Genomic DNA, 26,023 nt, shown 5'->3' with positions numbered 1-26,023 from the left:
CTACCGTAACTGTCATGAGTCCCCCCACACACACCGTGACCAACCAGCCTCCGCCCCTGGTCGGGTATGACGTGTACGCCGCCGACGCCGCCCTGGTGGAGGGGGTGGAACGGCACGTGGCGCCCGGTCTCCACGAGGAGGTCCACCGGGAGCTGGGCGACATCGGCCGGGTGGCGGGTTCGACGCAGGCGCGGGGGTGGGCGGAGGCGGCCGACACCCACCGGCCGGTGCTGCACACCCACGACCGGTACGGGAACCGGATCGACGAGGTCGAGTTCCATCCGGCGTGGCACCGGCTGCTGGGGCGGGCGGTCTCGTCCGGGCTGACCGACGCGTGGTCGCGCCCCGGCGGTCACCTGCGGCGCGCGGCGGGTTTCCTGGTGTGGTCCCAGGCGGAGGCCGGGCACGGCTGCCCGGTGTCGATGACGCACGCGGCGGTGCCGGCGCTGCGCGTCGACCCGGTGCTGGCCGCGGAGTGGGAGCCCCGGCTGGGGTCGCGGGTGTACGACCCCGGTCTGGTGGCGCCGGGGCGCAAGCCCGGGGCCCTGTTCGGCATGGGGATGACCGAGAAGCAGGGGGGTTCGGACGTACGGGCCAACACCACGCGCGCGGAGCCGCTGGCGGAGGAGGGCGCCTACCTGCTCACCGGTCACAAGTGGTTCTGCTCGGCGCCGATGTCGGACGCCTTCCTGGTGCTGGCGCAGGCGCCCGGCGGGCTGACCTGCTTCCTGCTGCCGAGGGTGCTGCCGGACGGCTCGCGCAACGTCTTCCTGATCCAGCGGCTCAAGGACAAGCTGGGCAACCGTTCCAACGCCTCGGCGGAGGTGGAGTTCGACGGCACGTGGGCGCGCCGGGTCGGCGAGGAGGGGCGCGGGGTCGCGACGATCATCGAGATGGTGGCCGCCACCCGGCTGGACTGCGCGACCGGTTCGGCGGCGCTGATGCGGCAGGCGGTGGCGCAGGCGGTGCACCACGCCGGGCACCGCAGCGCGTTCGGCGGGCTGCTGGCCGACAAGCCGCTGATGCGCAACGTCCTGGCGGACCTGGCGCTGGAGTCGGAGGCGGCCACCACGACCGTGCTGCGGCTGGCGGCCGCCTACGACGCGGACGACGAGCAGGAGCGGCACCTGCGGCGGCTGGCGGTGGCGGTCTCCAAGTACTGGATCACCAAGCGCTGCCCGCCGCTGGTGGCGGAGGCGCTGGAGTGCCTGGGCGGCAACGGCTACGTGGAGGAGTCGGGGATGCCGCGGCTGTTCCGGGAGTCGCCGCTGAACTCGGTGTGGGAGGGCTCGGGCAACGTCCAGGCCCTGGACGTGCTGCGGGTGCTGCAGCGGGAGCCGGCGGCGCTGAACGCGTTCCTGGGCGAGATCGGCCTGGCGCGGGGCGCGGACCACCGGCTGGACGGCGCGATCAAGTCGCTGCTGACGGAACTGGCGGATCTCGAGGGCGTCGAGGCGCGGGCGCGCCGGGTGGTGGAGCGCATGGCGCTGGTGCTGCAGGGCTCGTTGCTGGTGCGGTTCGCGCCGGTGGAGGTCTCGGACGCGTTCTGCGCCTCGCGGCTCGGCGGGGACTGGGGGGCGACCTTCGGGACGCTGCCGCGCGGCCTGGACCTGGCGGCGGTCGTGGAGCGGGCGCGCCCGCGGATGTGAGGGGCGGGCGGGTGCGGCGGCGGTCCGTCCCACGGTCCCGACGGAAGGACCGGGACCCAGGGGAAACGTTCCGCCGCCGCGCCGCACTGAGGGTGGTGCCGCGCCGACTCGGCACCACCCCCGGTCTCGCCTCACCGTCGTACGGATTCAGGGTTCCGTACGAGTAGCGTGATGCGCCGTCACTGTCCGTCGAATGCGCGCATATTCGCAACCGTTGCAGACAGTTGCAAGGTATTGGCCGGATATCCCACCGGAGGGACCGGCCCGACGGCACCATATGCACATGGTGTGGCAGCGAAGAAACGTCGCTGCCACTGCCGGGGCGCACAAAGCGCGGCGCACACGGACGCGGGGAGCACCATGAGCCAGGTTCCGATCGACGCACGGTCGTTGTCGGTCCAGTCCGTCCAGGAACCGCGTCGTTCCGCCCGGCTGCTGGCCGGCATGCGGGACGCCGCGCTGGGCGGCGGGTCGGGTGGCACGCAGGCCAGACCGGTCATCGAGGACTCCTGGCGGCGTGCGCTGCACCTCGGCGTCGACCCCGACAGCGGCAGTCAGACCGGCATGCTCACCGCCGACGAGATCGAGGTGCGCCGGCGCCGCACCCCGCTGGGCGAGGTGCTGCCCGCGCTGCGCGACGGCCTGGTCTCGGTCGCCGACGAGGCCCGGCACATCATGGTGGTCACCGACCCCGAGGGCCGGGTGCTGTGGCGGGACGGCAGCCTGGCCGTCCGCAGGAGCGCGGACCGGCTCGGCTTCGCGGAGGGCGCCTCGTGGTCGGAGGAGGCCGTCGGCACCAACGCGATCGGCACCGCCCTGGTCACCGGGCGGCCGATGCAGGTGCACTCCTCGGAGCACTTCGTACGGGTGCACCACCAGTGGACCTGCGCCGCCGCGCCGCTCCACGACCCGCGCGACGGGCGACTGCTGGGCGCGGTGGACGTCAGCGGGCCGGCGGCCGGCATGCACCCCGCGGTGCTGTCGCTGGTGACCGCGGTGACCAAGGTCGCCGAGGCGGAACTGCGCAGCCTGCACTGGGCGGCCGTGGACCGGCTGCGCTCGGTCGCCGCCCCGCTGCTGGCCCGGATGCAGGGCCGCGCGGCGGTCGTCGACCCCAACGGCTGGACGGCGGCCGTGACCGGGATGCCCCCGGTGGAGCGGATCACGCTGCCCGCCGCGCCGAGCGCCGGGCGCACCTGGGTGCCCGCACTGGGCACCTGCACCCTGGAGCCGCTGCCGGGCGGCTGGCTGGTGCGGGTCGCCGCGCCGGAGGACGAGGTGCCCGCGTCCGGGCACGTGGTGCTGGACCTCGCCCGTCCCCGTACGTGGACGGTGAGCGTCTCCGGCGCGGGCGGCGGCTGGTCGCAGGAGCTCAGCCCGCGCCACGCCGAACTGCTCTTCGTGCTGGCCCTGCACCGGGACGGCCGCAGCGCCGCGGAGCTGGCCGGCGACCTGTTCGGGGACCCCTCGCGCACGGTGACGGTGCGGGCCGAGATGTCCCGGCTGCGCCGCACCCTGGCCGGGGTGCTCGGCCACCGTCCCTACCGCTTCGCCGACGGTGTCGAGGTCGAGGTGGTGCGCCCCGCCCACCCCGCGGACCTGCTGCCGCACTCGACGGCGCCGGCGGTGCGCGCGGCGCGCTTCGGGGAGTGAGGCCCGGACCCGGACGGCCGGCGGCAGCGAGCCGGGGACCCGCCGGGCCCGCGAGGCCGCAGAATGTGGCGCATGAGCACTAGCGTCACGGTGACCACGTGGTCCCTGGAGCAGACCTCCCACGCCGACCTGCGGCCCTCCCTGGAGCCGGACCCCGCGGCCGCGGGCGTCCGCATCGCGCGGGCCGAGGTGCCGTCCCCCGAGTTCAGCCGCTTCCTCTACACCTCGGTGGGCGCGGACTGCGCCTGGACGGACCGGTTGCCGTGGTCGTACGAGCAGTGGCGGTCCTTCCTGGAGCGCCCGGGCGTCGAGACGTGGGTGGCGTACGACCGGGACACCCCGGCCGGTTACATCGAACTGGACCCGCAGGACGACGGCCAGGTCGAGATCGCGTACTTCGGGCTGCTGCCCGCCTTCCGGGGGCGGCGGATCGGCGGGCACCTGCTGTCCGTCGGCATCGCCCGCGCCTGGGACCTGGCGGACCGCCTGCCGGACCGCGCCCCCACCAAGCGGGTGTGGGTGCACACCTGCAGCCTGGACGGGCCGCACGCGCTCGCCAACTACGAGAGGCGCGGCTTCCGCATCTTCCGCACCGAGACGGGGGAAGAGGAGGGGAGGCCCGTGACCGGGCCCTGGCCCGGAGCCCGGTAGGGACCGGCCGGAGGGAAGGGGCGGGCATGGACGTCGTCGGGGTCGGGGCACTCAACCTGGACCTCATCACCGGGGCGTCCGCCCTGAACGGCGGCCCGGTGCTGGCCCGGCTGGGCGCGCACATGCGGCTGCGGCACCCGCCGGAGAGCGGCGGCGAGCGCATGGTCGACGAGCGAGCGGTCCGCGCCGGGCTGGAGTGGCTGCGGGACGAGGGGGTGCCGTTGACGCCGGAGCCGGGCGGCTCGGCGTTCAACACCCTCCACGCCCTGGGCCGCCTGGGCCGCGGGCTGCGGCTCGGCTACGTGGGCGTCGCGGGCCGCGACCCGCTGGGAGCGGCCGGCCCGCTGGCCGTCCTGGACGGGCTCGGCATCGACCGGCGGCTGGTGGCACGGGACCCGGACCGGCTGTGCGGGATCTGCCTGTCCGTGCACGACGGCGGGGAGCGCACCCTGCTGACCCACACCGGGGCCAACACGCGGATCGCCGTCCACGTGCGGGAGCGCTTCGAGGAGATCGCCGGCTACCTGGCGGCGTCCCGGGCGGTCCACGTCACCTCCTTCCTGGATCCGGACGGCGGGGCGGCGCTGCACCGGCTGCTGGTGGAGGTGCGGCGGCGTTCACCGAGGACGCTGATCAGCTTCGACCCGGGCCACGCCTGGTCGGCGGAGCCGACGGCCGATGTGCTGGCCATGGCGGCGATGAGCGACTACCTGCTGGTCAACGGGCGGGAGTTCGAGCGGCTGGGCCATGTGCGGACGCGGCGGGAGGGCGCGGCCGTGGTGAAGTACCCGGACCGGGTGGAGGTGCACCGGCCGGGCACCGTGGAGCGCTACGCGCACCGGCCGCTGCCCGACGGCGAGGTCGAGGACGCGACCGGGGCGGGCGACGTCTTCGCTGCGGGGCTGCTGGCGGCCCTGGTCGCGGGCCGTACGCTGCTCGGCACCGGCGTGCGGCTGGGTTCCGCGCTGGCGGGCCACAAGCTGCGGCACGTGGGGACCGGGGGGCACGGTGGATTCCGGGCCATCGCGGCGGATTTCCTGCGGCCGGTGACCTCTGTCAGGTGACGGACAACTCGGACGTCTCGCCATGCGGGATGATCGCGTCCACCATATGGATAACGGTGGACTGGCCCGAGATGCGCGTGACACGCTTTCGACATGTCTCGCACTGGAATCGCCTTGGTAGGTCGGCTGCACGTCGATCTCGGACGCATGTCCAGCGCCATCTGTCAGGCGTGCTGAGCACTCGCCGCCGTCCCGTTCAGGACTGATCCGGCCGTCCCCGGTCTCGCGGGCGCAGTGACGCGCCCACGCCCTGCGCCCTTCCCGGCGTTCCGGCGTACCCGCAGGCCAAGGGGACCATTTGCGCTACGACCGACTCTTTCCAGCCTGCCAGAAGGACTGCATCGCCATGGCATCCACCCCTGACCAGCCGAACGCCGCCGCGCCGCGCCGCAAGGTGAGCCGCCACCGCGGCGAGGGCCAGTGGGCGGTCGGTCACATGACGCCGCTCAACGCCAACGAGCAGTTCAAGCGGGACGACGACGGTCTCAACGTGCGGACACGCATTGAGACGATCTACCGCTACCGCGGCTTCGACGCGATCGACGGCGCCGACCTGCGCGGCCGCATGCGCTGGTGGGGCCTGTACACCCAGCGCAAGCCCGGGATCGACGGCGGCAAGACCGCGATCCTGGAACCGGAGGAGCTGGACGACAAGTTCTTCATGCTCCGGATCCGCGTCGACGGCGGCCGGCTCACCACGGAGCAGCTGCGGGTCATCGGCGAGGTCTCCCAGGAGTTCGCCCGCGGCACCGCCGACATCACCGACCGGCAGAACATCCAGCTGCACTGGATCCGCATCGAGGACGTCGCCGAGATCTGGGAGCGGCTGGAGGCCGTGGGCCTGTCCACCACCGAGGCGTGCGGCGACACCCCGCGCGTCATCCTCGGCTCGCCGGTCGCCGGGATCGCCGAGGACGAGATCGTCGACGGCACGTGGGCCGTGGACGAGGCGCACCGCCGCATCGTCGGCAACAAGGAGTTCTCGAACCTGCCGCGCAAGTTCAAGTCGGCGATCTCCGGCTCTCCGCTGCTGGACGTGGCCCACGAGATCAACGACGTCGCCTTCGTCGGCGTCCGCCACCCCGAGCACGGCCCGGGCTTCGACGTGTGGGTCGGCGGCGGCCTGTCCACCAACCCGAAGATCGGCGTCCGGCTGGGCGCGTGGGTGCCGCTGGAGGAGGTTCCGGACGTCTTCGAGGGCGTCATCTCGATCTTCCGCGACTACGGCTACCGGCGGCTGCGCAACCGCGCGCGGCTGAAGTTCCTGGTCGCCGACTGGGGCGCGGAGAAGTTCCGGCAGGTGCTCCAGGACGAGTACCTGGGGCGGAAGCTCGTCGACGGCCCCGCCCCCGACCAGCCGGTCGAGCGCTGGCGGGACCACGTGGGCGTGCACCGCCAGAAGGACGGCCGCCACTACGTCGGTTTCGCGCCGCGCGTCGGCCGGGTGGACGGCGCCACCCTCAGCAAGATCGCGGAGCTGGCGGAGGCGCACGGCTCCGGGCGGCTGCGGACGACCGTCGAGCAGAAGATGATCGTGCTGGACGTCGAGCAGGACCGGGTCGACTCGCTCGTCTCGGGCCTGGAGGCACTGGACCTGCAGGTGCGGCCCTCCCCGTTCCGGCGCGGCACGATGGCCTGCACAGGCATCGAGTTCTGCAAGTTGGCGATCGTCGAGACCAAGGCGCGCGGCTCCTCGCTGATCGACGAACTCGAGCGCCGGCTCCCGGAGTTCGACGAGCCGATCACGATCAACATCAACGGCTGCCCCAACGCCTGCGCCCGCATCCAGGTCGCCGACATCGGCCTCAAGGGCCAGCTGGTGCTGGACGACGAGGGCCGTCAGGTGGAGGGCTACCAGGTCCACCTGGGCGGCGCGCTGGGCCTGGAGGCCGGCTTCGGCCGCAAGGTCCGCGGCCTGAAGGTCACCGCGGACGAACTGCCCGACTACGTCGAGCGCGTCCTGAAGCGCTTCCAGGACGGGCGCACGGAAGGCGAGCGCTTCGCGCAGTGGGTGACCCGGGCGGACGAGGAGGCGCTGTCGTGAGCGAGCGTGCCGCGCCCTTCCACTGCCCCTACTGCGGTGAGGAGGACCTGCACCCGGCGGAGCAGGGCCACGGCGCCTGGGAGTGCCGGGCCTGCAACCGCGCGTTCCAGCTGAAGTTCCTGGGCCTGCTGGCCCGGGGGCTGCGGACCGACACCCGTGAGGGAGGCCCTTCGTGAGCACCGTGCAGCGGCACACCGCGGACGAACTGCGGACGCTGGCCGAGCAGGCGGGACGCGACCTGGAGGACGCCCCGGCGCTGGACATCCTGCGCTGGGCCACCGGCACCTTCGGCTCCCGGTTCTGCGTCACCTCCTCGATGGAGGACGCGGTCGTGGCCCACCTGGCCGCACGCGCCGCCCCGGGCGTCGACGTCGTCTTCCTCGACACCGGCTACCACTTCCCCGAGACCATCGGCACCCGCGACGCGGTCGCGGCCGTCATGGACGTACGGGTCATCACGCTGACGCCGCGTCGGACGGTGGCCGAGCAGGACGCCGAGCACGGGCCCCGGCTCCACGACCGCGACCCCGACCTGTGCTGCGCGCTGCGGAAGGTCGAGCCGCTGGAGGAGGGACTGACCGGCTACGACGCCTGGGCCACCGGACTGCGCCGCGACGAGTCCCCGACCCGGGCGGACACCCCGGTCGTCGGCTGGGACGCCCGGCGCGGAAAGGTCAAAGTTTCCCCCATCGCCCGCTGGACGCAAGACGACGTGGACTCCTACGTCGCCGATCACGGGGTACTCACGAATCCGTTGCTCATGGACGGCTACGCCTCGGTCGGCTGCGCCCCCTGCACCCGCCGGGTGCAGGCGGGCGAGGACGCCCGGGCCGGCCGGTGGGCGGGCCGGGCGAAGACCGAGTGCGGGCTGCACGGCTGATGACGACGGAACGGACCTCCCGGGAGGGGCGGATGAGCGTGACGGACGCGGGCGCCACGGTGTGGCTCACCGGTCTGCCGAGTGCGGGCAAGACCACGATCGCGCGGGCGCTGGCCGCGCGGCTGCGCGGTGACGGGCGCCGGGTCGAGGTCCTGGACGGGGACGAGATCCGCGAGTTCCTCTCCGCGGGCCTCGGCTTCGGCCGCGAGGACCGGCACACCAACGTGCAGCGCATCGGCTTCGTGGCGGAACTGCTCGCCTCCCACGGCGTCACCGTGCTCGTCCCGGTCATCGCGCCGTACGCCGACAGCCGGGAGGCCGTCCGCAAGCGCCACGAGGCGCGCGGCACGACGTACCTGGAGGTGCACGTCGCCACCCCTGTGGAGGTCTGCTCCACGCGCGACGTGAAGGGCCTGTACGCCAAGCAGGCCGCGGGCGAGATATCGGGGCTGACCGGTGTCGACGACCCGTACGAGGCGCCCGAGACCCCCGACCTGCGGATCGAGACCCAGGACCACACCGTCGAGGACTCGGCGGCGCTGGTCGACGCGCTTCTCGTGGAGAGGGGACTGGCGTGAACCGTGGACACCTCCCGGCGGCCCGGGCGGCAGGCGCGGCCGGACGAGCGAGCGGACCGAGTGAGAGGGGAACGGCATGACCACGGTCGTCGCCGTCGACGAGAGCACCGCGAACCCCTTCGCGCTGTCGCACCTGGACGCGCTGGAGTCGGAGGCGGTGCACATCTTCCGCGAGGTCGCGGGCGAGTTCGAGCGGCCGGTGATCCTCTTCTCCGGCGGCAAGGACTCCATCGTCATGCTCCACCTGGCGCTGAAGGCCTTCGCCCCCGCGGCAGTCCCCTTCTCGCTGCTGCACATCGACACGGGCCACAACTTCCCCGAGGTGCTGGAGTACCGGGACCGCACCGTGGCGGAGCACTCGCTGCGGCTGCACGTCGCCTCGGTGCAGGACTACATCGACGACGGCCGGCTGCGCGAGCGCCCCGACGGCACCCGCAACCCGCTGCAGACGGTGCCGCTCACCGAGGCCATCCAGGAGCACCGCTTCGACGCGGTCTTCGGCGGCGGCCGCCGCGACGAGGAGAAGGCCCGGGCCAAGGAGCGGGTGTTCTCGCTGCGCGACGAGTTCTCCCAGTGGGACCCGCGGCGCCAGCGCCCCGAGTTGTGGCAGCTCTACAACGGCCGGCACGCCCCCGGTGAGCACGTGCGCGTCTTCCCGCTGTCCAACTGGACCGAGCTGGACGTGTGGCAGTACATCGCCCGCGAGGGCATCGAGCTGCCGGAGATCTACTACGCCCACGAGCGCGAGGTGTTCCGGCGCAGCGGCATGTGGCTGACCGCGGGCGACTGGGGCGGCCCGAAGGACGGCGAGACGGTGGAGACCCGGCTGGTCCGCTACCGCACGGTGGGCGACATGTCGTGCACCGGGGCGGTGGACTCCGACGCCGCCGGCATCGACGCCGTCATCGCCGAGATCGCCGCGTCCCGGCTCACCGAGCGCGGGGCCACCCGGGCCGACGACAAGCTCTCCGAGGCCGCGATGGAAGACCGCAAGCGCGAGGGGTACTTCTAGCCATGACCACCGGCACCACCGCCGAGCAGCTCTCGGCCACCTCCCTGCTGCGCTTCGCCACCGCGGGCTCCGTCGACGACGGCAAGTCCACCCTGGTCGGCCGGTTGCTGCACGACTCCAAGTCGGTGCTCGCCGACCAGCTGGAGGCCGTCGAGCTGGCCTCCGCGCGCCGCGGGCAGGACGCGCCGGACCTGGCGCTGCTCACCGACGGCCTGCGCGCCGAACGCGAGCAGGGCATCACCATCGACGTGGCGTACCGCTACTTCGCCACGCCGCGGCGGCGGTTCATCCTGGCGGACACACCGGGGCACGTGCAGTACACGCGGAACATGGTGACGGGCGCCTCGACCGCCGAGCTCACCGTGATCCTGGTGGACGCCCGCAACGGCGTGGTGGAGCAGACCCGCCGGCACGCGGCGGTGGCCGCGCTGCTGCGGGTTCCGCACGTGGTGCTCGCGGTCAACAAGATGGACCTGGTCGACTGGTCGGAGCCGGTCTTCGCGGCCGTCGCCGAGGAGTTCACCGCCTACGCGGCCTCGATCGGCGTCCCGGAGATCACCGCGATCCCCATCTCGGCCCTGGCCGGCGACAACGTCGTGACCCCGTCGGCGAACATGGACTGGTACGGCGGCCCCACGGTCCTGGAGCACCTGGAGACCGTCCCCGTCGGCAGCGACCCCGGCGGGCACCCGGCACGCTTCCCCGTGCAGTACGTGATCCGCCCGCAGACCGCCGAGCACCCGGACTACCGCGGCTACGCGGGCCGGATCGCCTCGGGCGTGCTGCGCGTCGGCGACCCGGTGACGGTGCTGCCGTCCGGGCTGACCAGCACGATCAGCGGCATCGACCTGCTCGGCACCCCGGTCGACGTGGCGTGGGCGCCGCAATCGGTGACGCTGCTGCTCGCCGACGACCTGGACGTCTCGCGGGGTGACCTGATCGCGCCGTCCGCCGCCGCCCCGGCGACCACCCAGGACGTCGAGGCGACCGTGTGCCACCTGCACGAGCGTCCGCTGGCGGTCGGCGCCCGCGTCCTGCTCAAGCACAGCACGCGCACGGTCAAGGCGATCGTGAAGCGGCTCCCGTACCGGGTCGACCTGACCCGGGGCCTGGAGCACCAGGACGAGCCGGGCGAGTTCGGCGTCAACGACATCGGCACGGTGGTGCTGCGCACCTCGGAGCCGCTGCCGCTCGACGCGTACGCCGACTCGCGGCTCACCGGGTCCTTCCTGCTGATCGACCCGGCGGACGGCACCACGCTGACCGCCGGCATGGCGGGCGAGGCCTTCGCCGTCCGTACCGCCACGGCCGCCGCGGACGCGGCCGGTGACGAGGAGGGGTGGGACTTCTGATGGCGTTCGACGACGCCTTCGCGGGATTCGCCAAGGAGGGCGGTCGGGTCGGCAGCGGCTGTCTGGGCAGCGGCACGGGCGGTGTGACGCGATGTGCGCGCTGACCCCGCCCGAGCACCGTACCCGCGCCGCGCAGGCGGCACCGCACCACCGAAATCCAGACAGCCACCACCCCGGCGCGCCCTAGAGGGCGCGAGCCGGGGCCACCGAGAGGACCACCTCCCGTGACTGCCGATCGCACCACCGCCCCGAGAACGTCCGCCCGTCGCCGCCTCATGGCGGGCGCCGCCCTTCTGCCGCTGCTGGCCCTCGCCGCCTGCGGCTACGGCTCCGAGAAGAAGGACGACACCACCAACGCGGCCGCGAGCAGCGGCACCAGCAAGAAGCTGTCCGCCTCGACGGTGAAGATCGGCTACTTCGCGAACCTCACCCACGCCACCCCGCTGGTGGGCCTGAAGGAGGGCTTCTTCGCCGACGAGCTGGGCTCGGGCACCACGATCAAGGAGTCGGTGTTCAACGCCGGACCCGCCGAGATCGAGGCCCTCAACGCCGGTTCCATCGACATCGGCTGGATCGGACCCTCCCCGGCGGTCAACGGCTGGACGAAGTCCGGCGGCAAGAGCCTGAAGATCATCTCCGGTTCGGCCTCCGGCGGCGTCAAGCTGGTCGTCAACCCGGACAAGATCAAGACCCTGAAGGACGTCAAGGGCAAGAAGATCGCCACCCCGCAGCTCGGCAACACCCAGGACGTGGCGTTCCTCAACTGGATCAACGAGCAGGGCTGGAAGGTCGACGCGACCAGCGGCAAGGGCGACGTCTCCGTGGTCCGCACGGACAACAAGGTGACGCCCGACGCCTACAAGTCCGGCTCCATCGACGGCGCGTGGGTCCCCGAGCCCACCGCGTCCAAGCTGGTCGCCGAGGGCGCGAAGGTGCTCCTGGACGAGCGCGACCTGTGGCCGGACAAGAAGTTCGTCATCACCAACGTGATCGTCTCCCAGGCGTTCCTCAAGGACCATCCGGACGTCGTCGAGGCCGTCCTGCGCGGCTCGGTGAAGACCAACGCCTGGATCAGCGCCAACCCGGACAAGGCGAAGGCCGACGCCAACGCCCAGCTGGAGAAGCTCTCCGGCAAGCCGCTGCCCGCCGAAGTGATCGACCCGGCCTGGGAGAGCATCCAGGTCATCGACGACCCGCTGGCGTCCACCTTGCAGACCGAGGCCGACCACGCCGTCACCGCCGGCCTGCTGGAGAAGCCCTCCCTCGAGGGCATCTACGACCTGTCGCTCCTCAACAAGGTCCTCAAGGGCGAGGGCAAGACCGAGATCGACGACGCCGGTCTCGGCGGCTGAACCCCGGCAGCACCCGATGAAGCCCGCAGCCCCAGCCCCCAGGAGGTGACGCCATGGCCACCGCACTCACCAACCAGCCCGCCGTGACGGTCGACGCGGCCCCGTACGCCGCACGGCTCGAGCACGTCTCGAAGTCCTTCGGCCGTCCCGGCGCGGAGACGCACGTGCTGGACGACATCAGCATCGACGTCGCCCCCGGCGAGTTCGTCTGCCTTCTGGGGGCCTCGGGCTGCGGCAAGTCCACACTGCTCAACCTGGTCGCGGGGCTCGACCGGCCGACCGCCGGGGGCATCGAGACCCCCGGCGGCCGCCCGGCCCTGATGTTCCAGGAGCACGCCCTGTTCCCGTGGCTCACCGCGGGCAGGAACATCGAACTCGCCCTGCGCATGCGCGGCGTGCCGCGTGCCGAGCGGCGCCCGGAGGCCGAGCGGCTGCTGGAACTCGTCCGTCTGCAGGGCTCGTACGGCAAGCGGGTGCACGAACTGTCCGGCGGCATGCGGCAGCGCGTCGCGCTCGCCCGGGCCCTGGCCCAGGACAGCCAGCTGCTGCTGATGGACGAGCCGTTCGCGGCCCTCGACGCCATCACCCGCGACGTCCTCCACGAGGAACTCACCCGCATCTGGGCCGAGACCCGCCTGTCGGTGCTCTTCGTGACCCACAACGTCCGCGAGGCGGTGCGGCTCGCGCAGCGGGTCGTGCTGCTCTCCTCGCGGCCGGGACGGATCGCCCGGGAGTGGACGGTCGGCATCCCGCAGCCGCGCCGCATCGAGGACTCGGCGGTCGCCGAGCTCTCCGTGGAGATCACCGAACACCTCCGGGGGGAGATCCGCCGACATGGCCAGCACTGACACGAAGGCGCACAGCGGGCACGGCGGGGACCTCGCGGGGCTCGAGGCCGGCCTCGACGCCCTGGAGACGCGCTCGGCCGCGCGGGTGCCGCTGGCCCGCACGCTGCTGCAGAAGGCCGTTCCGCCGCTCGTCGCCATCGCCCTGGTGCTGGTGGTGTGGCAGCTCGCCTACCACTTCGAGGTCAAGCCGCACTACCAGCTGCCCAGTCCGGCCGAGGTCGGACGCGCGCTGCAGGACAAGTGGCTCGACGGCACCCTCCTCGGGTACGTCTGGACCAGCCTGTCGCGCGGCGCGCTGGGCTTCGTGGCCTCCGTCGCGATCGGCACGCCGCTCGGCCTGCTCGTGGCGCGGGTCCGGGTGGTGCGGGCCGCGATCGGGCCGATCCTGTCGGGCCTGCAGTCCCTGCCGTCGGTGGCGTGGGTGCCCGCGTCGATCATCTGGTTCGGCCTCTCGGACGCCACGATCTACTGCGTGGTGCTGCTGGGCGCGGTGCCGTCGATCGCCAACGGGCTGGTCGCGGGCGTCGACCAGATCCCGCCGCTGTTCCTGCGGGCCGGCCGCACCATCGGCGCCACCGGTGTCCACGCGGTGCGGCACGTGCTGCTGCCCGCCGCCCTGCCGGGCTACCTCGCCGGCCTCAAGCAGGGCTGGGCCTTCTCCTGGCGCTCCCTGATGGCCGCCGAGCTCATCGCCACCTCCCCCGACCTCGGCGTGGGCCTGGGCCAGTTGCTGGAGCAGGGCCGCGAACTGTCCGACATGCCGAGCGTGCTGGCCGCGATCCTGCTGATCCTGGTCGTCGGCATCGGCATCGAACTGCTGGTGTTCGCGCCGCTGGAGCGCACGGTGCTCCGCAGCCGCGGCCTGTTCGCACGGGGCTGACCATGACCGCGCAGCCCGTCCTCCTCGTCATCGCCCACGGCAGCCGCGACCCGCGGCACGCCGCGACCGTCCACGCCCTGACCGGGCGGGTCCGCGCGGCCCGTCCCGGACTGCGGGTGGAGACGGCCTTCCTCGACCACTGCGCGCCGAACGTGCCGCGGGTCGTGGACCGGCTGGCCGCGGAGGGCGTGCGCGACGTGGTGGCGTTGCCGCTGCTGCTGACCCGGGCCTTCCACGCCAAGGCGGACGTCCCCGCGGTGCTGCGCGAGGCCGCGGCGCGCCACTCCCGGATGCGCGTACGCCGGGCCGACGTGCTCGGCCCCTCACCGCTGCTGCTCGCCGCGCTGGAGCGGCGGCTGCGCGAGGCCGGGCTCGGGCCCGGCGACCGCCCCTCGACCGGGATCGTCCTGGCCTCGGCGGGCTCCTCGGACCCGGAGGCGATCGCAGTGATCGCAGAAATCGCGCGGGAGTGGCGGCGTACCGGTTGGTGCGCCGTGCGGCCTGCGTTCGCCTCCGCATCCCTTCCCACCACGGACGAGGCGGTGCGCGGACTGCGCGCCGAGGGCGTACGGCACGTCGCCGTCGCGCCGTACGTCATCGCGCCGGGCTTCCTGCCCGACCGCATCGCCCGTGGCGCCCTGGCCTCCGGGGCGGACGTCCTCGCCGGCGTCCTCGGCGACGCCCCGGAGGTCGCCCGCCTGCTGCTGCGCCGCTTCGACGAGGCACTCCAGCCGCGCCTGTCGCTGGCCCTGGCCTGAGGCGAGGGGCCGCCGCCGTCCGGCCCCCGGACGGCGGCGGGACACGGCGTCAGGACACGGCGTCCGCCAGGCGTTCCACCTGGCCGGGGTCCGACGCCCAGCAGTAGAGCATCACTTCGTCGGCGCCGATGCCGCCGTAGCCGGCGACCGCGTCACGGATCTGCTCCGGGGTGGTGAGCAGGCCTTCGGCGACACGGTCGGCGAACCCGCTGAAGGCGTAGTAGGCACGGATGTTGTCGCGGGCCGCGGTGACCACCTCGTCGGGTCCGAGCGCGACGTTGGCCTGGGCGACGAGCCGCGGCCGGCCGGGCCGCGCGTACCGCTCCCAGCTGCGCTCCGCCTCGCGGAAGAGACGGTCCATCGACTTGGGCGGCATCCCGGCGCCGAGGAAGCCGTCGCCGTGGCGGCCGACCCTGTCGAGCGCCGCCGGGACGAAGCCGCCGAACAGCACCTCCGGCCCGCCCGGGGTCGCCGGGGCGGGTCCGACGGGCCCGGCCCCGTCGCCGTACGGGTCGCCCGCCCAGAGGCGGCGCAGCACGGCCAGCTGCTCGTCGAGCAGACGGCCGCGGCGGCGGAAGTCGGCACCGGCCGCACGGAAGTCGTCCTCGCGCGCGCCCACCCCGAGGCCGAGGGTGAAGCGGCCTCCGGAGAGGCGGTCGAGCGTGGCCGCCTGCTTGGCCAGGACGGCGCCGTCACGGAACGGGGAGATGAGCACCTCGGTCTGCAGCCGGATCCGGCGGGTCGCCCCGGCGAGCACGGCGAGGGTGACCAGGGGCTCGGGGTTGTCGTACACGAGACGGTCGAGCAGGCCGAGGCTGCTGAAGGGGCCGTCGTCGGCGCGGCGGGCCCAGGTCGTCAGCACGGCGGGGTCGTCGACGGGAAGGCCGAGACCGATCTTCATGGGGAACTCCTCGGGAAGGGCACGGACGTGTGGTGCCGCCCCTCCGTCACCACGCACCTGCCGTGCGGGCCGCTCCCGTTCTGCGGCGTCCTTCAGGGGAGCGTGATCATCGAGTCCGTCCACCGTAACGCTCCGCCGCAGGCAGCGGCGACTCATTTCCCCGTGTCGCGGCGGCCGCGACGCCACGGGCGCGCACGGGTGCCGCGGACGTCCCCGGCGCTAGTAGTAGTGGCGCAGCGACGGCCACAGCCGCGACCAGGGCGCCTTTGGGGTGGCGCACAGGACGATCGCGGCGTGCTGCTCCTCGTTGTCGACTCCGCGGCCGTTGTCGACCCGGCCGACCTGACGGCATCCGGTGAAGTGCCGTTCGATGCCGTCGGCGTCCTCCTGGCGGACCAGCAGCACGGGGCCCGTGGCGGAGTCGGGCGGCGGGCCCCAGTCGGCGAAGCTCATGTGCGCCGAGTAGGGGGCGGGCAGGCCGCGGGCGGGGCCGTAGTGGGCCAGGGCGCCGGCCTCGCCGTAGTTCTGGGCGAGGACGACCGCGCGGGGCCGGTCGGCGGCGGGCACGCCCGACCAGGCGTCGGCGACGGCGTCGGCGAGCCGCGGCCAGCCGATCTGCTCGCCCTGCTCCTTGTTGACGGCGTTCACCGCGGACACCGCGCCCGGCGGGAGCACCGGCAGCGAGATCAGGGCGGTCACGACCGCCGTCACCGCGACGGCCGGCCACATCGCGCGCGGCCGGGAGACGGCCGTGACGCAACCCGCGGCGAGCAGGACGAGCAGCAGCGGCAGGCAGTAGTAGGCCTTGCCGCCGGAGGCGAGGACGACGACGGCCAGGAGCAGGTAGGCCGGGGTGAACGCGCGCGCCCAGCGCAGCTCCGGATCGCGCCACAACCGCAGGCCGCCCGCGATCCACACCGGGACGAACACCGGTGAGAGGAAGACGATCTGCTGGGGCACGAACAGGACGCGGTTCTCGGCGCCGTCGTCACTGCTGATGCCTCCCGCGACGGTCAACTGGGGCCAGCCGTGCGCCGCCTGCCACCACAGGTTGGGGGCGGCCAGCGCCAGCGCGACGACGACTGCGCCCGGCGGCCACCAGCCGCGCAGCACGTCCCGGGGGCCGGTGGCGAGCAGCGCCGCGAGCAGGGCGAAGGCCAGCAGGGCGACCAGGTACTTGTTCTCCATGCCGATGCCGAGCGCCGCGCCCACCGCGAGCCACAGGCGGCGGTCGCCGGTGCGCAGCAGCCGCAGCACGAGCCAGCAGACGACCACCCACACCAGGAGGTCGAAGGTGGCGGTGGAGACCATGTGGCCGACGGCGACGACGAATCCGGAGACCGCCGTGCACACCGCCGCGAGCACCTGGGCCGACCGACCGCCGCCCAGTTCCCTGGCGACGGCTGCCACAACCACGACGGTCGCGGCACAGGCGAGGGTGGCGACCGCCCGCAGCCCTGCGGGCGAGTCGCCGAGGACCGCGGTGGACAGGCGGGCGGCGAGCGGGGTGAGCGGGGGCTGGTCGACGTAGCCCCAGGCGGGGTGGTCACCGGCGACGAGGAAGTACAACTCGTCGCGGTGGAAGCCGTAGCGGCCGGACAGCGCCGTCAGCACGGCTGCGACGGCGGCCGCGACCCCGAGCACCGGCACGGTGGCGAACGACGCCACCTGCGCGCGGACGTGCGTAGCGGACATCCCCCACCCCCCGGTGATCCCAGTCGACGGTACCGGCGCGCTGCCCCGGGGGCCACGGTTCCGGCCGGCGGGCCGTGTCCTAGTGTCGGCCTACCGGAATGCGAGAGGGGCAGAGGGGCCATGGCAGAGGCGGGAAGACGGCGGCGCGTCGCGGCGTGGGTGCTCGGGCCGGTGGGACTGGTGCTCGTGGTCGGCGCGGTGGTGACGTCGCGGACGGACTACACGACGGGCACGGTCGCCAGCGCGTCCATGGAACCGGGCTACTCCCCCGGTGAGCGGCTGCTGTTCGAGCGGATCGGCGCGGACGACGTCCGGCGCGGCGACGTCGTCCTGATCGACGGGGGCGACCGCTACGGCGGCCGGCCGGTGCTCGAGCGTGTGATCGGCGAGGGCGGCGACCGCGTCGCGGAGCGGCGCGGCGGGCCGGTGACGGTGAACGGCAAGGAGCTGTCCGAGCCGTACGTGAAGGGCGGGGATCCGTCCGGCGGAGCCCCGGCGTTCGACGTCACGGTGCCCCAGGGACGGCTGTTCCTGATGGGCGACCACCGCGCGGACTCCATGGACTCCCGCTACTTCGTCCAGGAACAGTCCGGCACCCTCCCCGCCGCGGGCGTCCGGGCCCGCGTGCTGGAGGACCGCACCGGACCCCTGCTGCTGGCCCTGGCGGCGCTGCTCGGCTTCGCGTCGGCCGTCACGGGACTGGTGCTGGGCCTCGTGGCCCGGGCCGCCCGTCGCCGCGAGCAGCGCCCGGTCCTGCCGCCGGTCTGGGGTGCCGCGCCGCCGGTGCCGTAGACGCATTGACGGGGGTGGGGTGCGCGCGCCGGTGGGTGGGTGCGGGCTCGTCTCGCGCCCTGCGGGCGCACAGCGGCGGGCTGCGGAGGGGAGGGTGGGGGCCTGCCTTGTCTGCGGTGTGCGGCCTGGTGGTCGGTTGGGGTTCAGGCGCCGGAGCGGGGCTGGTTGTTCGTCTGGCTCGGGTCTCGTTGCCGTCCGCGGGTATAGATGGCCGGTGACCACGCCCACCGTTCGTGGGTGGCGCGCCCGCCGTAACCGGCGTCTGCGGGTGATTCCCCGATCCGACATCGGGCCCTGTTTCGACGGCTGTGACAGCGAAAGCGGGCCGGATCTCGGCCGATCCAAAGATCGGGCCCTCTTCCGACGGCTATACCGCTGAAAGAGAGCCCGATCTCCGTCCGCGCAAAGATCGGGCTCGCTTTCGACGTCCATACCGTCGAAAGCGGGCCCGATCTCCCGCCGACCGCCCGGGCAGCACCCCGAAATATCCGCAGTCGCGGGTTACGGCGGGCGCGCCCACCAACGGCAGTAGGCGTGGCAACCGGCCATCTATACCCGCTGACGGCAACGAGACCCAGGCCACCGGAAACGCAACCCGCTCCGGCGCCTGAACCCCGACCACCCACGCACCCGCACACTGCCGACAAGGCCGGGCCCCACCCTCCCCTCCGCAGCCAGCATCTTTGCGCCCGAAGGGCGCGAGACGGCGCGACAGCCCAACGACCACCGCCGCCGCCGCCCAACACCCGCTACGCCTAATGCCCGTCGACGTCGAAGCGGGACAGTCGCGAGCCCGCGCCGCGTGAGGCGCGGTCGAGCAGGGTGCTCAGCAGGCGGCGCCCCGGGGTGAGCCGGGCACGCGCCTGCGGCGGGAGGTCCCACAGGGTGCGGGAGTCGCGCAACCGCAGCCCCCAGGCGGCCAGTTCACGCGGGTCGTCGCAGCTCCAGCCGACGTCGACGGCGCGCGGCCTGCGGGCCTCCGCGGAGCCGACGGTGTCCATCAGGAGCACCGAGCCGGGGAACCGGTCGCGGATGACGTCCACGGCGGAGCGGGCGCCCGCCTCGTCGAGGTAGATGAGCACGGCCTCGGAGACGAAGAGGTAGGGACCGGGGGCGGCCGCCACCGCTGCCGCCCAGTCCGGTTCGGCCGCCGAGCCCGCGACGATGCGGCGGCGCTCGTGCTCCGCGAAGAGCTCCCGGCGCAGCGCGACGACGTCCGGCAGGTCGATCTCGACCCAGGTGGCGGTGCCGTTGTCGAGCCGCTCGTAACGGGTGTTGAGGCCGACGCCGATCTCGACGACGGTGCCCGCGGGGTGTTCGTCGAGGAACTCCCGCACCCAGTCGTCGAGAACGACCCCGCGGAAGACGGGCCCGAGCAGCCGCAGCCTGCCGCCGACGCGCGTGAGGTCGCGGTCGAGTGCCTCGGCCACCTCCACCGAGCGGGGGTCGCGGGTCAGCGGACGCCTGCGGCGCGTCTCGGCCGCACGTGCCCGCAGCGGTATGAGCAGGGTCTCCTGGACCCGGCCGAGTTCCACGCGGCGACGCTCCATCCGGGCACCGTACCGCGGTTCAGGCGCCGCGCAGGGCGTCCGCGAGGGGGCCGTCGCCGGTGACCGCCGCGCCGCCGTCCCGCAGGGCGCCGACGACGCCGCGGACGGCCCCCGAGGGCAGCGCCACGACCGCGTCGGGGCGCTCGGCGGGGCCGTCGGCGTACGACGGGGAGCCGCCGCCGAGTTCGATGTGGAAGGCGCCCTCGTCGAGGCGGACCTCGACCACACCCGCGGGGGCGCCGGGCAGCGCGCCCAGGTGCCGCATGAGGGGCACGGCGGCCCAGTGCGCGCGGACAGCGTCGGTGGGCCGGGGCTCCTGCAGTTCCGGCGCGCCCCACTCGGCGAGGGCGCCGAGCACGGCGAGCAGCCCACTGCCGCGCGGGGTGAGTTCGTAGACGTACGCGGCGCCGGGGGGCGCGAGGCGGCGGCGGGTGACCAGGCCGTCGCGCTCCATCTCCTTGAGCCGCGAGGCGAGGACGTCGGTGCTGACGCCGGGCAGGTCGGCGTGGAGGTCGGTGTACCGGCGGGGGCCCGCCAGGAGCTCCCGGACGATCAGGAGCGTCCAGCGCTCCCCGACGGTGTCCAGGGCGCGGGCGACGGCGCAGTACTGGTCGTAACTTCGGCGCGGCATGATCCCCAGTGTAGACAAGGAGTTGGACTTTCCAAGCGCGTACTTGGTAAAACCAAGTGGAGCAGCGTACCGGGCAGGACCGCGGGACCGGATCGGGAGGCCGTCGCATGGAGTACAAGCAGTCGGGCAAGCTGGCCGACGTCTGTTACGAGATCCGGGGGCCGGTGATCGAGCACGCCAACGCGCTGGAGGAGGCGGGGCACAGCGTCCTGCGGCTCAACACGGGCAATCCGGCGCTGTTCGGGTTCGAGGCGCCCGAGGAGATCCTGCAGGACATCATCCGCACGCTCCCCGCGTCGCACGGCTACAGCGACTCGCGCGGCATCCTGTCGGCCCGCCGGGCGGTGGCCCAGCACTACCAGGAGCGCGGCCTCGCCGACGTCGGCGTGGACGACGTCTTCCTCGGCAACGGGGTGTCGGAGCTGGTGCAGATGGCCGTCCAGGCCCTCGTCGACGACGGGGACGAGGTGCTGATCCCGGCCCCCGACTTCCCGCTGTGGACCGCCGTGACGAACCTGGCCGGCGGCAAGGCGGTGCACTACCTCTGCGACGAGCAGGCGGACTGGTTCCCCGACCTCGACGACATCGCCTCCAAGATCACCAGCCGTACGCGGGCACTCGTCATCATCAACCCCAACAACCCGACGGGCGCCGTCTACCCGCGCGAACTGCTCGAGGGGATGCTCGACCTGGCGCGGCGGCACCATCTGGTCGTCTTCGCCGACGAGGTCTACGACAAGATCCTCTACGACGACGCGGTGCACCACTCGGCGGCGCAGCTCGCCCCCGACGTGCTGTGCCTGACCTTCAGCGGGCTGTCCAAGGCCTACCGCGTGGCGGGCTTCCGCTCCGGCTGGCTCGTCGTCACCGGGCCCCGGCAGCACGCCAAGAGCTACCTCGAAGGCCTGACGATGCTCGCCTCGATGCGGCTGTGCCCCAACGTCCCGGCCCAGCAGGCGATCCAGGCCGCGCTGGGCGGCCGGCAGAGCATCAAGGACCTGATCCTGCCCGGAGGGCGGCTGCACGAGCAGCGCGACATGGCGTGGGAGAAGCTGAACGAGATCCCCGGCGTCAGCTGCGTCAAGCCCAAGGGCGCGCTCTACGCCTTCCCCCGGCTGGACCCGAAGGTGCACCGGATCCACGACGACGAGAGGTTCGTGCTCGACCTGCTGCTCCGCGAGAAGATCCAGGTCGTCCAGGGCACCGGCTTCAGCTGGCCGCGTCCGGACCACTTCCGCATCCTGACGCTCCCCCGTGCCGACGACCTGGACGCCGCCATCAGCCGCATCGGCCGCTTCCTGGCGGGCTACCGGCAGTAGCCCCGAGGCGCCGGCCGCGTCCCGGAAGGGGAGGTACGGGCCGGCGCTCCCCCGTCCCCGTGCGGCGGGGCGCGGCGGCGGCGGTCGTTGTAGGGGGCAAGACTCCCGTGGGCGGGGGTTTTCCCCACTCCCTGGGGAGGAGAAACCCTCCGGCGGTTCACCTGTCAGCCGGATGGGGCGGTGTCCCGCGGACCCATAGCGTCGTGGACGAGGCGGAGGAGAGGTTCCACCGCCCGGCTTCGAGGGGGTTCGCAACCGTGGCAAGCGCACACGGCAGGACACGTACCGCGGGGACGGTGCGCGGGCAGGGCATCGCCGCCGCCATGGGCGGCTGGAGTGCCCGGCACCGCTGGACGGCGGTCGGGAGCTGGCTGCTCTTCGTCGTACTCGCGCTGACCATCGGCTCGATGGCGGGGCGGATCGACCTGACGGACCGGGAGGAGGTGCCCGGGGAGTTCGGGCAGGCCGTGGCCATCCTCGACGACGCCGGGCTGAACGACGGACCGGCCGGCGAGATGGTGCTGGTCCAGGCAGCCGGGGGCTCGCTCAAGGCCACGGACCCGGCGTTCCGGGCGGTGGTCGCGGATGTCGTCGCCGCGGTGGAGGGCACCGGTGAGGTCGCTTCCGTCCAGTCGCCGTACGACGCCGGGGCGGTCTCCGAGGACGGCCGGTCCGCACTGGTGCGGTTCGACATGCGGGGCGACCCGCAGACGGCGCCCGACCGGGTCGAGCCGGTCGTCGACGCCGTGGCGGGCGTCCAGGGCAAGCACAAGGACCTGAAGGTCGAGCAGTTCGGCGAGGCCAGCTCGGAGAAGGTCTTCAACGACGCCTTCGGCAGCGACTTCCAGCGTGCCGAGTACTCGGCGCTGCCGGTCGCGCTCGGCATCCTGCTGATCGCCTTCGGGGCGCTGGTCGCGGCGCTGCTGCCGGTGGCGCTGGCGATGACGGCCTTCCTCGCGACGACCGGCCTGGTCGCCGTGGTGAGCCACGCGGTCCACATGAGCGACACCGCCAACTCCGTGATGCTGCTGGTCGGCCTGGCGGTCGGTGTCGACTACTGCCTGTTCTACCTGCGGCGTGAACGCGAGGAGCGGGAGGCGGGCCACGACGCGCAGACCGCGCTGCGGATCGCGGCGGCCACCAGCGGTCGTGCGGTGCTGGTCTCCGGTGTGACGGTGATCGTCGCGATGGCGGGCATGCTCTTCACCGGCATCGGCGACTTCAAGGCGATGGGCCTGGCCACGATGATGGTGGTGGCCGTGGCGATGTTCGGCTCGGTGACGGTGCTGCCCGCGCTGCTGTCCCTGCTGGGCGAGCGGGTCGAGAAGGGCCGGATCCCCTTCCTGCGCCGCCGGGGCGGCGGGCCGAGCGGGGAGTCCCGCGTCTGGCGGACGATCCTCGGGGGCGTGCTGCGCCGCCCGGTGGTGTCCGTGGTGGTCGCCGGCGGGGCGCTGATCGCACTGGCCGTCCCGGCCGTCGGCCTGAACACCGCGAACCTGACGCTGAGCCAGGAGCTCGGCGACGGACTGCCGATCGTCCGGGCGTACGAGGACATCAGCAAGGCCTTCCCCGGCGGCCCCGACCCGGCCCAGGTGGTCGTCAAGGCCTCGGACATCACCTCGCCCGAGGTGCGTCAGGCCATCGACGCCTTCTCCCGGGAGGCCGTGGCCAAGGGCGTCTCCCCCGGGCCGGTGGAGACCGAGGTCCACGAGAAGACGGGCGTCGCCGTCCTGAAGGTTCCGCTGACCGGCGGCACCGATGAGGAGCGGGCCGAGGCCTCGCTGAAGGTCCTGCGTGACGAGGTGCGCCCCGGCACGCTGGGCGAGGTCGCCGGCCTCAGCGCGCCGATCGGCGGCTCGACGGCGGCGTCGATGGACTTCACCGACAAGATCGGCGACGCGGTGCCCCCGGTGTTCGCCTTCGTCGTGGCCTTCGCCTTCCTGCTGATGCTGCTCTCCTTCCGGTCGCTGACCATCGCGGTCACCTCGATCGTGCTCAACCTGCTGTCGGTGGGCGCCGCCTACGGCATCCTCACCATCGTCTTCCAGCACGGCTGGGGCGCCGGCCTGGTGGGCGCCGAGGGCGTGGGCGCCATCGTGGCCTGGCTGCCGCTGTTCCTGTTCGTGATCCTCTTCGGGCTGAGCATGGACTACCACGTCTTCGTGGTCTCCCGGATCCGTGAGGCACGGGTGCGGGGGCTGACCACGCAGGGCGCGATCCGGCACGGCATCACGACGACCGCAGGTGTGGTCACCAGCGCCGCGGTCATCATGGTGGCGGTCTTCGCGATCTTCGGCACGCTGTCCATGCAGAGCATGAAGCAGATGGGCGTGGGCCTGGCGGCGGCGGTGCTCATCGACGCCACCGTCATCCGCGGTGTGCTGCTCCCCGCGGTGATGGCCCTGCTGGGCGAGCGCAACTGGTACCTGCCCAAGTGGCTCGGCTGGCTGCCGGACATGACCCACGACGAGGCGGGCCTCGCGCCGGCCCCGGTACGACCGCCCGCCGCCCCGGCACCGGCCGAGCCCTCGGGCGTGGGCCGCTGACGCCGCGGACCCCGCCAGGACGCTCCGGCCCGGCCCCCGACGCCACGGGGGGCCGGGCCGCGGCGTACGCCCTCCCCGCCCGGGGATCCCGGCGCCGGGCGTTCCGAACGAGCCGTGGTCAGCGTCCGGCGCCGGGGCGCGGGGATATGGCCCCGCGCCCCGCACCGTCCACCGCGTGCGCGGCCGGGGCCGTGGACGCGCCCGCGGAGCCGGGGGTCCGGAACGGGTCGAGGACGGGGGCCGGACCGCGCATCGTCAGTGGCGCCGTCCGGTCGGGGTCCGAGAAGAGGTCTCGCTCATCGTCTGAAGTCGACATGCCCGCAGCGTATCCCGTGTTCGAATATATGTGCGATCCCCCGGAAGAGTTAACGAACCGGCGGCCCGAACCTCCGCACCTCGGCGCCCGCCCCCGGCTCGTAGGGCCGCCACGGCCCGCGCCCCTCGGTGTCCCCGTCGTCGCAGTCGCCCCCATCACCCCCGTCGCCCCCGGCGTCCGGGCGGCCGTTGGCCACGAACGCGGCGAGCGCACCACCGAACGACCGGGCCAGGGCACGGTCGGCGTCGTCCACCGGGCCCAGCATCGGCGCGTCGGCGAACGCCGCGAAGGTGCCGAAGAGGAAGGGGAGTTCGGAGCAGTGCGTGGCGCCCAGGGTGCCGTCGTCCCCGGGCGGGCGCCGCGTGAAGCGGTAGACGTACGCGGGACGGCCGCGCTCCGCGCAGTGGGAGGCGATCTCGGTGACCCCGGCCCCGAAGACCCGCTCGGTACCGTCCGCCGTGGGGAACATGGCGGGCGAGGCGGCGTGGAAGGCCGTCATCTCGTCCTGCGCGCTGCCCAGCAGGACGTCCGTCCCGTCCAGACCGCCCGCGGCCACCGCCGCCATGGGGGCGCGGGGCACCCCGGCCCCGCCCAGCACCGGGTACATCGGCGGCGCGACGTCGCCCGGCCTGGCGCGCTCGGCCGCCAGCCGCCCGTACGCCGACACCAGCCGCTCCGCCGGCATCTCCCGCAGCTCCTGCGGATGCCCGACGCCCCGCAGGCGCAGATAGGCGTCGGTGACCTCGGCCGCCTCCGCGGGCTCCTGCGGTGCCAGGCCCCACGGCCCGCTCTCGGCGATCACCCGCCGCACGAGGGGCCGCGTGGCGGGGTCGACGGCGAGGCAGAGCGCGCTGTAGGCGCCGGCCGACTGCCCTCCCACCGTGATCAACGCGGGGTCGCCGCCGAAGGACGCGATGTTGTCGCGCACCCAGTGCAACACCGCGGTCTGGTCCCGGCTCCCCAGGTTGGTCGCGCCGAGTTCCGGCAGATAGAGCCAGCCCAGCGGGCCGACGCGGTAGTTCGCCGTGACGACCACGATGCCGCCGAGGGCGGCGAGCCGGGCGCCGTCGAACCAGTCCCAGCCGCCCGAACCCGTGGTGAAGCCGCCGCCGTGGAACCACACCAGCACCCCCCGGGGCACCGCGCCGGCATCGAGCGCCCCTTCCGGCGCCCACACATTGAGGGTGAGGCAGCCCTCCTCGTCCCCGTGCGACGCGTGCGGGCCCGTGACGACCGCCAGCCGGGACGGCGCCTGCGGCACGTCGGGGCCGGGGAGGGCCGCGTCGCGCACGCCGGACCAGCCCGGGGGCGGTGCGGGCGGGGCGAACCGCAACGGCCCCACCGGCGACGCCGCGTAGGGGATGCCGCGGAAGGCCGCCACCCCGTGCTCCCCGGTCACCCCGCGTACGGGGCCCCGTTCCGTGACGGCCACCGGCCGCCGCTGTCCTTCGGTCCCGCGCTCACTGTCCATGGCAGCCGGTCTACCGCCGCCGGCCCCCCGGCGGCCCGACCTGCCGGGGCGACGCGGCGGCGAGGGCACCCGAAGCCGCCC

Annotated in this window: 24 protein-coding genes; 18 read left to right on the top strand and 6 right to left on the bottom strand. The window is 73.7% G+C overall.

What is annotated here, in order from left to right:
- Nucleotides 1-14 precede the first annotated feature (14 nt).
- The 15 genes from ACFZAU_RS18445 to ACFZAU_RS18375 all read left to right on the top strand — a co-directional run bounded on the left by ACFZAU_RS18445 (nt 15) and on the right by ACFZAU_RS18375 (nt 14,721).
- Nucleotides 15-1,649, top strand: a complete 1,635-nt coding sequence (locus ACFZAU_RS18445; protein WP_500553001.1) for an acyl-CoA dehydrogenase family protein — start codon at nt 15-17, stop codon at nt 1,647-1,649.
- 360 nt (nt 1,650-2,009) lie between these two features.
- Complete coding sequence (locus tag ACFZAU_RS18440) at nt 2,010-3,302, top strand: helix-turn-helix domain-containing protein (RefSeq protein WP_500553000.1); 1,293 nt, start codon at nt 2,010-2,012, stop codon at nt 3,300-3,302.
- A gap of 72 nt (nt 3,303-3,374) precedes the next feature.
- Complete coding sequence (locus ACFZAU_RS18435) at nt 3,375-3,953, top strand: GNAT family N-acetyltransferase (RefSeq protein WP_500552999.1); 579 nt, start codon at nt 3,375-3,377, stop codon at nt 3,951-3,953.
- A 26-nt stretch (nt 3,954-3,979) separates the two neighbouring features.
- Nucleotides 3,980-5,017, top strand: a complete 1,038-nt coding sequence (locus tag ACFZAU_RS18430) for a carbohydrate kinase family protein (RefSeq protein WP_500552998.1) — start codon at nt 3,980-3,982, stop codon at nt 5,015-5,017.
- A gap of 93 nt (nt 5,018-5,110) precedes the next feature.
- The gene (locus tag ACFZAU_RS18425) at nt 5,111-5,194 is read left to right on the top strand and encodes a putative leader peptide (RefSeq protein ID WP_322975673.1); all 84 of its coding nucleotides are present in this window, start codon (nt 5,111-5,113) and stop codon (nt 5,192-5,194) included.
- A gap of 169 nt (nt 5,195-5,363) precedes the next feature.
- Nucleotides 5,364-7,061, top strand: coding sequence for a nitrite/sulfite reductase (locus tag ACFZAU_RS18420; protein ID WP_500552997.1), 1,698 nt, complete (start codon nt 5,364-5,366; stop codon nt 7,059-7,061).
- Nucleotides 7,058-7,237 carry a hypothetical protein gene (locus ACFZAU_RS18415; protein ID WP_499601605.1) on the top strand — a complete coding sequence of 60 codons (180 nt, stop codon included), beginning with the start codon at nt 7,058-7,060 and terminating at the stop codon, nt 7,235-7,237. The genes ACFZAU_RS18420 and ACFZAU_RS18415 overlap by 4 nt, the downstream gene beginning before the upstream one ends.
- Entirely contained in the window at nt 7,234-7,941 is a 708-nt protein-coding gene (locus ACFZAU_RS18410; protein ID WP_500460369.1) for a phosphoadenylyl-sulfate reductase, read from the top strand. Before ACFZAU_RS18415 ends, ACFZAU_RS18410 begins: the two co-directional genes overlap by 4 nt.
- 32 nt (nt 7,942-7,973) lie before the next feature.
- Nucleotides 7,974-8,519, top strand: coding sequence for an adenylyl-sulfate kinase (gene cysC / locus ACFZAU_RS18405; protein WP_499601610.1), 546 nt, complete (start codon nt 7,974-7,976; stop codon nt 8,517-8,519).
- Between the two features lie 76 nt (nt 8,520-8,595).
- Entirely contained in the window at nt 8,596-9,531 is a 936-nt protein-coding gene (gene cysD / locus ACFZAU_RS18400) for a sulfate adenylyltransferase subunit CysD (protein ID WP_500552996.1), read from the top strand.
- A 2-nt stretch (nt 9,532-9,533) separates the two neighbouring features.
- Nucleotides 9,534-10,883, top strand: a complete 1,350-nt coding sequence (locus tag ACFZAU_RS18395; protein ID WP_500552995.1) for a sulfate adenylyltransferase subunit 1 — start codon at nt 9,534-9,536, stop codon at nt 10,881-10,883.
- Nucleotides 10,884-11,158: 275 nt separating this feature from the next.
- On the top strand, nt 11,159-12,235 hold the full coding sequence (locus tag ACFZAU_RS18390; protein ID WP_500553044.1) for an ABC transporter substrate-binding protein: 1,077 nt from the start codon (nt 11,159-11,161) through the stop codon (nt 12,233-12,235).
- A gap of 53 nt (nt 12,236-12,288) precedes the next feature.
- A complete protein-coding gene (locus ACFZAU_RS18385) occupies nt 12,289-13,083 on the top strand; it encodes an ABC transporter ATP-binding protein (protein WP_500552994.1) in 795 nt (264 codons plus the stop codon).
- Nucleotides 13,070-13,963: an ABC transporter permease gene (locus tag ACFZAU_RS18380; protein ID WP_499601617.1), complete on the top strand. Its 894-nt coding sequence runs from the start codon at nt 13,070-13,072 to the stop codon at nt 13,961-13,963. Before ACFZAU_RS18385 ends, ACFZAU_RS18380 begins: the two co-directional genes overlap by 14 nt.
- Nucleotides 13,964-13,965: 2 nt before the next feature.
- Entirely contained in the window at nt 13,966-14,721 is a 756-nt protein-coding gene (locus tag ACFZAU_RS18375; RefSeq protein WP_500552993.1) for a sirohydrochlorin chelatase, read from the top strand.
- 49 nt (nt 14,722-14,770) lie between these two features.
- Here ACFZAU_RS18375 and ACFZAU_RS18370 read toward each other — a convergent pair whose 3' ends face one another.
- Both ACFZAU_RS18370 and ACFZAU_RS18365 read right to left on the bottom strand, forming a co-directional pair.
- The gene (locus ACFZAU_RS18370) at nt 14,771-15,622 is read right to left on the bottom strand and encodes an LLM class flavin-dependent oxidoreductase (RefSeq protein ID WP_500460363.1); all 852 of its coding nucleotides are present in this window, start codon (nt 15,620-15,622) and stop codon (nt 14,771-14,773) included.
- 219 nt (nt 15,623-15,841) lie between these two features.
- Nucleotides 15,842-17,317: an ArnT family glycosyltransferase gene (locus ACFZAU_RS18365; RefSeq protein ID WP_500552992.1), complete on the bottom strand. Its 1,476-nt coding sequence runs from the start codon at nt 17,315-17,317 to the stop codon at nt 15,842-15,844.
- Between the two features lie 120 nt (nt 17,318-17,437).
- Between ACFZAU_RS18365 and lepB the strand changes: the two genes are divergently transcribed.
- Complete coding sequence (gene lepB / locus ACFZAU_RS18360; protein WP_500552991.1) at nt 17,438-18,109, top strand: signal peptidase I; 672 nt, start codon at nt 17,438-17,440, stop codon at nt 18,107-18,109.
- Between the two features lie 755 nt (nt 18,110-18,864).
- Here the strand turns inward: lepB and ACFZAU_RS18355 are convergent.
- Both ACFZAU_RS18355 and ACFZAU_RS18350 read right to left on the bottom strand, forming a co-directional pair.
- The gene (locus ACFZAU_RS18355; protein ID WP_500552990.1) at nt 18,865-19,659 is read right to left on the bottom strand and encodes a class I SAM-dependent methyltransferase; all 795 of its coding nucleotides are present in this window, start codon (nt 19,657-19,659) and stop codon (nt 18,865-18,867) included.
- 19 nt (nt 19,660-19,678) lie between these two features.
- A complete protein-coding gene (locus ACFZAU_RS18350; RefSeq protein WP_500552989.1) occupies nt 19,679-20,290 on the bottom strand; it encodes a winged helix-turn-helix transcriptional regulator in 612 nt (203 codons plus the stop codon).
- Between the two features lie 107 nt (nt 20,291-20,397).
- On the opposite strand from ACFZAU_RS18350, the gene ACFZAU_RS18345 reads away from it, so the two are divergent.
- Complete coding sequence (locus ACFZAU_RS18345; protein WP_499601634.1) at nt 20,398-21,609, top strand: pyridoxal phosphate-dependent aminotransferase; 1,212 nt, start codon at nt 20,398-20,400, stop codon at nt 21,607-21,609.
- 323 nt (nt 21,610-21,932) lie between these two features.
- The gene (locus tag ACFZAU_RS18340) at nt 21,933-24,155 is read left to right on the top strand and encodes an MMPL family transporter (protein ID WP_500553043.1); all 2,223 of its coding nucleotides are present in this window, start codon (nt 21,933-21,935) and stop codon (nt 24,153-24,155) included.
- A gap of 118 nt (nt 24,156-24,273) precedes the next feature.
- On the opposite strand, the gene ACFZAU_RS18335 is transcribed toward ACFZAU_RS18340, so the two are convergent.
- Both ACFZAU_RS18335 and ACFZAU_RS18330 read right to left on the bottom strand, forming a co-directional pair.
- Nucleotides 24,274-24,471: a hypothetical protein gene (locus ACFZAU_RS18335; RefSeq protein WP_500552988.1), complete on the bottom strand. Its 198-nt coding sequence runs from the start codon at nt 24,469-24,471 to the stop codon at nt 24,274-24,276.
- A 49-nt stretch (nt 24,472-24,520) separates the two neighbouring features.
- Entirely contained in the window at nt 24,521-25,942 is a 1,422-nt protein-coding gene (locus ACFZAU_RS18330; RefSeq protein ID WP_500552987.1) for a carboxylesterase/lipase family protein, read from the bottom strand.
- Nucleotides 25,943-26,023 lie beyond the last annotated feature (81 nt).

Origin of the sequence: Streptomyces sp. NPDC008238 (assembly GCF_042956445.1) — a bacterium.
GTDB lineage: Bacteria > Actinomycetota > Actinomycetes > Streptomycetales > Streptomycetaceae > Actinacidiphila.
The sequence above is the reverse complement of the archived record's forward strand: the minus strand, read 5'-3'. Positions and strand labels throughout refer to the sequence as shown.

Coding starts and splice junctions, on each gene's coding strand:
- ACFZAU_RS18445 (WP_500553001.1), top strand. CDS start 15: ATGAGTCCCCCCACACACACCGTGACCAACCAGCCTCCGCCCCTGGTC.
- ACFZAU_RS18440 (WP_500553000.1), top strand. CDS start 2,010: ATGAGCCAGGTTCCGATCGACGCACGGTCGTTGTCGGTCCAGTCCGTC.
- ACFZAU_RS18435 (WP_500552999.1), top strand. CDS start 3,375: ATGAGCACTAGCGTCACGGTGACCACGTGGTCCCTGGAGCAGACCTCC.
- ACFZAU_RS18430 (WP_500552998.1), top strand. CDS start 3,980: ATGGACGTCGTCGGGGTCGGGGCACTCAACCTGGACCTCATCACCGGG.
- ACFZAU_RS18425 (WP_322975673.1), top strand. CDS start 5,111: ATGTCTCGCACTGGAATCGCCTTGGTAGGTCGGCTGCACGTCGATCTC.
- ACFZAU_RS18420 (WP_500552997.1), top strand. CDS start 5,364: ATGGCATCCACCCCTGACCAGCCGAACGCCGCCGCGCCGCGCCGCAAG.
- cysC (WP_499601610.1), top strand. CDS start 7,974: ATGAGCGTGACGGACGCGGGCGCCACGGTGTGGCTCACCGGTCTGCCG.
- cysD (WP_500552996.1), top strand. CDS start 8,596: ATGACCACGGTCGTCGCCGTCGACGAGAGCACCGCGAACCCCTTCGCG.
- ACFZAU_RS18395 (WP_500552995.1), top strand. CDS start 9,534: ATGACCACCGGCACCACCGCCGAGCAGCTCTCGGCCACCTCCCTGCTG.
- ACFZAU_RS18390 (WP_500553044.1), top strand. CDS start 11,159: ATGGCGGGCGCCGCCCTTCTGCCGCTGCTGGCCCTCGCCGCCTGCGGC.
- ACFZAU_RS18385 (WP_500552994.1), top strand. CDS start 12,289: ATGGCCACCGCACTCACCAACCAGCCCGCCGTGACGGTCGACGCGGCC.
- ACFZAU_RS18380 (WP_499601617.1), top strand. CDS start 13,070: ATGGCCAGCACTGACACGAAGGCGCACAGCGGGCACGGCGGGGACCTC.
- ACFZAU_RS18375 (WP_500552993.1), top strand. CDS start 13,966: ATGACCGCGCAGCCCGTCCTCCTCGTCATCGCCCACGGCAGCCGCGAC.
- ACFZAU_RS18370 (WP_500460363.1), bottom strand. CDS start 15,622: ATGAAGATCGGTCTCGGCCTTCCCGTCGACGACCCCGCCGTGCTGACG.
- ACFZAU_RS18365 (WP_500552992.1), bottom strand. CDS start 17,317: ATGTCCGCTACGCACGTCCGCGCGCAGGTGGCGTCGTTCGCCACCGTG.
- lepB (WP_500552991.1), top strand. CDS start 17,438: ATGGCAGAGGCGGGAAGACGGCGGCGCGTCGCGGCGTGGGTGCTCGGG.
- ACFZAU_RS18355 (WP_500552990.1), bottom strand. CDS start 19,659: ATGGAGCGTCGCCGCGTGGAACTCGGCCGGGTCCAGGAGACCCTGCTC.
- ACFZAU_RS18350 (WP_500552989.1), bottom strand. CDS start 20,290: ATGCCGCGCCGAAGTTACGACCAGTACTGCGCCGTCGCCCGCGCCCTG.
- ACFZAU_RS18345 (WP_499601634.1), top strand. CDS start 20,398: ATGGAGTACAAGCAGTCGGGCAAGCTGGCCGACGTCTGTTACGAGATC.
- ACFZAU_RS18340 (WP_500553043.1), top strand. CDS start 21,933: ATGGGCGGCTGGAGTGCCCGGCACCGCTGGACGGCGGTCGGGAGCTGG.
- ACFZAU_RS18335 (WP_500552988.1), bottom strand. CDS start 24,471: ATGTCGACTTCAGACGATGAGCGAGACCTCTTCTCGGACCCCGACCGG.
- ACFZAU_RS18330 (WP_500552987.1), bottom strand. CDS start 25,942: ATGGACAGTGAGCGCGGGACCGAAGGACAGCGGCGGCCGGTGGCCGTC.